Genomic DNA, 6011 nt, shown 5'->3' on the forward strand with positions numbered 1-6011 from the left:
GCAAAGCGCGCCATCGCTTCACGAAGCGGTCCGAGCAGAACTTCTGGAGCGGATAATGGGCGGAATTTATCAGCCCGGTGCGCTCATCCCGTCCACGGCAATGTTGAGCGAAGAATTCGGGGTCAGCCAGTCATAGACAAGCGCGTCGAAATTGGACCAGGTGCCGACGAGGATGAATATAATGATGACGCGGGCAAGGCGGCCGACGATCTCGGCAACGCTCAGCCGCGACGTGCCGAGGAAGAGCTGCGTTCCGTAGAACAATACGACCAGAACGAAGAGCACCCGAAGCAGCGGCTCGAGATCTGCGCTCAGCGCTTCGTATGCACGCTGCGAGAAATTCTGGCCCGACGCGTCGATACGCTGCAGCAGCTCGCCAATGAAATCCTCCACCGCCCTGCCCTACTCCGCTTGCCCGGTCAGATCATTGATTGCGGCCAGTGCCGCTCTGCCGGATGGGTTGACCAGCCACATCGGCCCGCATTCACTGCGCGGATCCTCCGCGTAGCCGAAGAGATTGGCCGGCCGCTTGCAGGGCGCAGTCTTTTCCTTCGGCGTGCCGCAGCCGGTCGTGAGGAGCATGATCGCGACGATGGACATGACCATTGAAACCTTCACTGCGCTCATTCGTAGGTGAGCGCTTTTCTGGTGTTGGAGATGTCGGTGAGCTTGCGCTGGTTGTCGGCCTGCAGCGACTGCACCGCGCCGTTCATCGTGCCGATCATCTCGTTCAGCGTAAGGCCGGTCTGCACCTGCAGTTGCGTGTTCTGATCGATCGAGCCCTTGATGTCTTTCGAGGTTCCGATCCCCTGCCCCGCGCTTTCGAGCGCAGCCCGCCGGGTCTCGACGGCCTGCTGCGAGCCGTTGATCAGGGCGGAAACCCCAAGCACGGTCTTGACCAGCTCCTCGTAGGACTTGTCGCTGGCGAGCGAGCTGTCGTCCTTGCCGGAGAGCGATTTCACCAGCTGCAGGCCGTTGACGAAGAGGGTCGCTGCCTTGGCGATCTCCGGCCCCATTGAGCCGAAATTCGGCATGCCGCTCTGCAGGAGACTATCGAAGGACGGGACCGAGGTGACGCTGAAGCCGTTCCCGATGGCGAGGTCCTTCAGCGATCCGGCATCGCTACCTCGATCGCCGGTGACCGCCTGGAGGGTCTTTTCGACCGTCGTCAGGATATCCTTATTCGTGTCGAGGATCTTGGAGGTCTTCTCAGCCGTATCCTTGGCGACGGCGTAGTTGGTCTTGTCGATGACGGGTATATCGGCACGCGCTACCGTCGAAGTGATGGCCGTGGCGGCAGCAAGGAAGAGAATGCGTCTCATGAGGAATCTCCAGTCATTGAGGAACGAGGAGCAGTTCGGCGTTCTGGTTGAGTTGTTGGACGCAAGCTTTCATCTCGGGATTCCAGACCAGGCCGGTGCGATCGTCACAGAAGCCGGTAATGGATTGGGAGTCGCCGCCGCCATCCTGGTAGCGGCCAGAGCGGCTGGCGCCCGAAATGTCGCTCAGCGTGACCGCGTTCTTGGAATTGACGAGATCGGCCAAGCTGGCGCTGAGCCCGATCATGCGGTTCAGCATATCGATGTTGGCGTTGCGGGCGCCGGAATTCTGGTCCCAGCTGTCCTGCACAGTGCCGGTCGCGACGGAACCGAACTGCTCGAACCAGGATGCGACATCGCCTGACCCATCGCCCGTGGCGCTGGTCAACGCAAAAGCATTGACTGTGCTTGAGCGCATACCTTCGTAGGCAGTGCTTGTGCCGCCATAGTTTAGCGGAATGCCCGACTTGTCCGATCCGCCAAACGCCGGCAGCCATTTCTGCGTGATAACGCGGACGTAATCCTGGGTTTCGCGAAACGGCGGAATGCCGCCATAGCTTTCGACATTACCCGAACCGGAATTGTAGGCGGCGAGCGCCAGCGAGACGTTTCCGTCGAAGCGCTTGAGCTGCTGCTTGAAATAGCGGGCGCCACCCCGCAAGTTCTGCTCGATGTCATAAGGATTGACGCCGAGGTCCGAAGCCGTGCCTGGCATGAGCTGGGAGAGTCCGATCGCGCCGGCTCTGGACTTCGCGCAAGGATTGAATCGGCTTTCCTGATAGACGAGCGCCAGGAACTGATTCTCGTCGATCCCCTCTTCGCCAGCGACGCGCCGCACTATGCCGGCGATCGATGGATTTGCGTTGGCCGCGGCGACCGGGTCATCTTTGCGGCCAGGCCGATAAACCGCGCAGGTGACGCTTTCGTTGATCGTGTAGCGATCGCCATCGACCTTGTCGATTTCGGTGGTCTTGTCGTTCCGGTCCTGGCGCTCATCCAGGGTGGTTCCATCGATGGTCGGAATATCGGCCGCGGCCGGCGTCGCAAGCAGGACGAACAGCAGGGGAAGTCGTCGGATCATGTCGCCCTCCCCCAGCCGCAGAATTCGGACAGCCACGCCGCCGGATCCTCGCCAAGACGGGCGCGCAGCGCCGCGCAGACCTCGATCGTGTCCTTGCGGCCGGACAGCACCTTGACGATGTCCGGCATCGCTGAAAGGTCCAGCCGGGCAATGACGGAATCGTTGCCATGCTTGATGAGGAAGGTCCGCCGCTCTGGCGGCGTGTTGCGGATGAAGGCGAATTCCTTGGCTGTCAGACCGAAGCGGCGGATATAGCTTTCCTCATCCGCGCGCGGGTTCGGGAAATGCAGATTCGTCGCCGACTGCTCGATCAGCGTATGCGATTGCGGCGCCCGGGCTATATCCGCGGCCGACTGGGTACCGAAGCCGACGATCCCGTTCAGCTTGCGGATCGTCTTCATCTTGTCGACGATATAGCTGGAAAACGCTGGGTCCTGCAGCAGCTTCCAGCCCTCGTCCATGAAGATCAGGACGGGATCGCCAGTGAGCAGCTCTTCGATGCGATGGAATAAATACATCAGCGCCGGCGTGCGCACGTCTTCATTGTCGAGGACGTGCGTCATGTCGAAGCCGAAGATGCGCCGGCCGGAAAAGGAGAGCGCGTCGCGTCGCGCGTTGAAGAGCCATGCTTTCTCGCCTTCGAACCATGGCCTCAACCGCGACTGCAGGTCGTTGGCGTCCGAGCGCGAACGCCCCATGAGAAGTCCCGACAGATTGACGAGCGTCCGCTGCTCGACCGGCTCCTCGCAGATGCGCCTGATTGCTCGCTCGAGCGTGTCTTCCTCTTCCTGGGAAAAGCCGTGACCGCCGGCGGGCGACAGCATGGCCTTCAGAAGGCGGACCAGGAATTCTCGATTCGCAGGCGTGTTTTCCAGCTGCAGCGGATTGAAGCCGGTCGCCTGCCCTGGCTGAAGAACCTCGTAGTTGCCGTTCACGGCTCGAATGAAGATCGATGCACCTTCGTCCTTGTCGAAGAAAACGGCCCGAGGCTCGGGCGAAATGCGAAACGCTTGCGCAAGCAGGAAGGTAAGCGCGACGGTCTTGCCGGACCCCGTCGGCCCCGTGACCAGAAAATGCCCGACGTCACGCTGGTGAAAATTGAACCAGTAGGGCGTCTGCGAAGTCGTCTCAAGAATCGAAATCGGCAGACCCCAATGCACACCCGATGACTGTCCTGTTGCGAAATTGTGCATGGAAGAGAAGCCTGCGAAGTTGGCGCTCGACAACATGCAGGAGCGCGCGATGTAGGCATGGTTGCCTGGAAGCTGCGCCCAGAACGAGGCTTCCATGTTGAGGTCTTCACGCAGCCAGTTGACGTTCATGTCGGTGAGGCAGGCGCCGAGTTCCGAGACCGCCTTGTCGAGACCAGCCAGGTCGCGCGACAGGCAAAGCAGGCTGAAATGGTGGTAGCCGAACACGGCTTCCTGATTGACCAGGCTGTTGAGCGCAAAGTCGATGTCCGTCTCGACCGTGCTGCCCGCTTCGTCGGAAGCGCGTATCTGCCGTTGCAGACGCGAGATCCTTTCTTGCGCGACCGGCTTGTCGGCAAGCGTGAAGGACTGGGTAAGGATGAACTCGTGGTTGATCTGGAGCAGGCCGTCGAGCATGCCCGGGCCCGAGAACGGCGGGTACTCCTTGATCGACAGCATCGCGCCAAAGCGATTGTCGACCTCCGTGGGGCCCTGCGACTGCAGAGTGCGCCGTGAGAAGTGCAGCCGCGAGGTCCCGACATAGCCGCGGATACCCATGCGAGGCAGCCGCATGTCCCGCAACAGGCCGCAGGTCAGTAGGGCGTTGAAGAAGGCGCATGGTTCGGAATAGGGGTCGCCGTCGCGGTAGGTAATGCCGAGGGCACGCGCGCCGTATTTCTGCAGCTCGCGTGTGACGTTGCCGACGACTTCTTCCAGTTCGCTGATGCGTTCATGGGTTCGCTGTTGACGCACGCCCGGCCCTGCGGATCGATCGAACAGTCGTAAGATCGTCTCGGCGGTTCCCAAGGGACCGCGCATGCCGGACCGCACGATCGTCAAGTAGAGCTCGTTGGTGAACATGCGCTTCTCGCGAAGCGCCGCCATGTAGCGTCCGTTCAGAAGGTCGCAGAAGCGATCGGAAAACGAGCCGCCGAGCTCCGGCTTGACCTGCCTGCGGATCACCGTCGACCACAGCGAATAGCGGCTTGATCCAAGCGCGCGGATCAACGTGTTCTGCACGCTGGCGCGCATGTTGAGCTCGGCCTGGTCCTCGGTCTGGAAGAACAGGCCATCGAGCTTGATGACGCTGAGCACAGCGCCGCTTTCGAGGCCGATGACGGTATCAGAAAGGTGGCGCATGTAAGGGATATGCGAGGCGATCGACCGTTCGCGCCGGCGCTCGCGTCCAAACCCTAGCTCATCACCAACGACATTGAGCATGGTCATGGCCCATAAGAATCTGTGCCCCAGAACAGCTTGTTCGGCGTCCGCGGCGTGCGGCGACCAGCGACCTGGGCGAGGTCAAGGATGCGAATATCTCGGCTGGTGAGCGCGAAGAGCGCCAGGTATGCAACGGGCGCTATCGTCGCGGCCCAGAAGCTCGTCGTGACCAGGAAAGCGATCAGCGTGACGCCAATGATCAGATAGAACGCGGTGAGCGGAATACCCCACATCATCGGCGGCCGTGTCAGGCCGATCACCAGCGGCGTCAGATGGGGCTTGTCGTCGGAAATCTCGCTCATGGCTCACTTCCCGACCGCCGAGATCATCTGGTCGACTATCGCCGGGGCGCCAAAGACAAGGCCAATGCCGATAACCACGGCGCCGGCCGTAAACCAGGAAAGCCGTCCGGCAAAGGCGAGGAAGCCCAGGCCGATCACAGCGATGATCGCCAGCAGCCGCCCGAAAGGCCCGGTGATGAAATCGACGATCATCTGGACGGCCGTTTCAAGCGGTGCGAATGCGCCCGAAGTCTGCTGGGCGAGGGCCGGCTCAGCGGCTGTGACCGCCAGCGCCGCAACGATCAGCAGGAGCAATGCGGGCCGCGCGGCGGGCGACGCCAAATGCGAGAGGATGTGGTTCTTCATGTCGGTCTCCTTCTAGAATTGCATGACGCCGCCAACCCACTGGCGCGGTTTGCTGTTGGCCAGCACGCCGGCCGCAACGTTGTCGTTGGCTCCCGAGCCCGTCCTTCTCGTGCCCTTGCCCTCCGCCCTTGGCTGGGGCTGTCCGATCTGGCGATTGATCACCTCGGCGACGAAGCGGATGGTTTCCGGGAATGGCGGCACGCCCCCGTACTTCTGGACGTTGGTCTCGCCCGCATTGTAGGCAGCCGCTACGATCAGGGGATTCCGGTAGGTCTCGAACAGCGACTTCAACAACCTGACCCCACCGTCGATGTTTTCAGCGGGATCGCAAATGTCGGTCACCCCGAGAAAATCTGCGGTCGGAGGCATGAGCTGCATCGGCCCGCGAGCGCCCTTGGGCGAATTGCGATCGCGATCCAGACGGCTCTCGGCCGTCGAAACAGCGAGCGCGAAAGCGGGATCGACCCGGTACTTTTGTGCCGCCTCGACCACCAGACGAGCAATTTCCGCTGCCGTTAGAGGTGATGGCCCACATGGCAATGCAGTCTTGATT

Annotated in this window: 8 protein-coding genes and 1 pseudogene; 1 reads left to right on the forward strand and 8 read right to left on the reverse strand. The window is 61.5% G+C overall.

Features of this window, described 5'->3' with window-relative positions:
* Positions 1–55 precede the first annotated feature (55 nt).
* Entirely contained in the window at positions 56–136 is an 81-nt protein-coding gene (locus EOA32_RS40250; protein WP_245499450.1) for a hypothetical protein, read from the forward strand.
* A gap of 44 nt (positions 137–180) precedes the next feature.
* Here the strand turns inward: EOA32_RS40250 and EOA32_RS40840 are convergent.
* The 8 genes and pseudogenes from EOA32_RS40840 to EOA32_RS31905 all read right to left on the reverse strand — a co-directional run.
* Positions 181–393, reverse strand: a pseudogene (locus EOA32_RS40840) (conjugal transfer protein TrbL); the annotation flags it as partial.
* A gap of 9 nt (positions 394–402) precedes the next feature.
* Complete coding sequence (locus tag EOA32_RS31875; protein WP_128373838.1) at positions 403–606, reverse strand: hypothetical protein; 204 nt, start codon at positions 604–606, stop codon at positions 403–405.
* Between the two features lie 17 nt (positions 607–623).
* Positions 624–1322: a type IV secretion system protein gene (locus EOA32_RS31880; RefSeq protein ID WP_128373839.1), complete on the reverse strand. Its 699-nt coding sequence runs from the start codon at positions 1320–1322 to the stop codon at positions 624–626.
* 13 nt (positions 1323–1335) lie between these two features.
* Positions 1336–2400: a lytic transglycosylase domain-containing protein gene (locus EOA32_RS31885; RefSeq protein WP_128373840.1), complete on the reverse strand. Its 1065-nt coding sequence runs from the start codon at positions 2398–2400 to the stop codon at positions 1336–1338.
* A complete protein-coding gene (locus EOA32_RS31890; protein WP_128373841.1) occupies positions 2397–4811 on the reverse strand; it encodes a VirB4 family type IV secretion/conjugal transfer ATPase in 2415 nt (804 codons plus the stop codon). The genes EOA32_RS31885 and EOA32_RS31890 overlap by 4 nt, the downstream gene beginning before the upstream one ends.
* 2 nt (positions 4812–4813) lie before the next feature.
* Complete coding sequence (locus EOA32_RS31895) at positions 4814–5113, reverse strand: VirB3 family type IV secretion system protein (RefSeq protein WP_128373842.1); 300 nt, start codon at positions 5111–5113, stop codon at positions 4814–4816.
* Between the two features lie 3 nt (positions 5114–5116).
* A complete protein-coding gene (locus EOA32_RS31900; protein ID WP_128373843.1) occupies positions 5117–5458 on the reverse strand; it encodes a TrbC/VirB2 family protein in 342 nt (113 codons plus the stop codon).
* Between the two features lie 12 nt (positions 5459–5470).
* On the reverse strand, positions 5471–6011 hold a 541-nt coding region (locus EOA32_RS31905; protein WP_145971418.1), incomplete at its 5' end, for a lytic transglycosylase domain-containing protein.

The sequence above is a fragment of the Mesorhizobium sp. M1A.F.Ca.ET.072.01.1.1 genome (genome assembly GCF_004023325.1).
In the GTDB taxonomy this organism is placed as follows: domain Bacteria; phylum Pseudomonadota; class Alphaproteobacteria; order Rhizobiales; family Rhizobiaceae; genus Mesorhizobium.

Coding starts and splice junctions, on each gene's coding strand:
- EOA32_RS40250 (WP_245499450.1), top strand. CDS start 56: ATGGGCGGAATTTATCAGCCCGGTGCGCTCATCCCGTCCACGGCAATG.
- EOA32_RS31875 (WP_128373838.1), bottom strand. CDS start 606: ATGGTCATGTCCATCGTCGCGATCATGCTCCTCACGACCGGCTGCGGC.
- EOA32_RS31880 (WP_128373839.1), bottom strand. CDS start 1,322: ATGAGACGCATTCTCTTCCTTGCTGCCGCCACGGCCATCACTTCGACG.
- EOA32_RS31885 (WP_128373840.1), bottom strand. CDS start 2,400: ATGATCCGACGACTTCCCCTGCTGTTCGTCCTGCTTGCGACGCCGGCC.
- EOA32_RS31890 (WP_128373841.1), bottom strand. CDS start 4,811: ATGCTCAATGTCGTTGGTGATGAGCTAGGGTTTGGACGCGAGCGCCGG.
- EOA32_RS31895 (WP_128373842.1), bottom strand. CDS start 5,113: ATGAGCGAGATTTCCGACGACAAGCCCCATCTGACGCCGCTGGTGATC.
- EOA32_RS31900 (WP_128373843.1), bottom strand. CDS start 5,458: ATGAAGAACCACATCCTCTCGCATTTGGCGTCGCCCGCCGCGCGGCCC.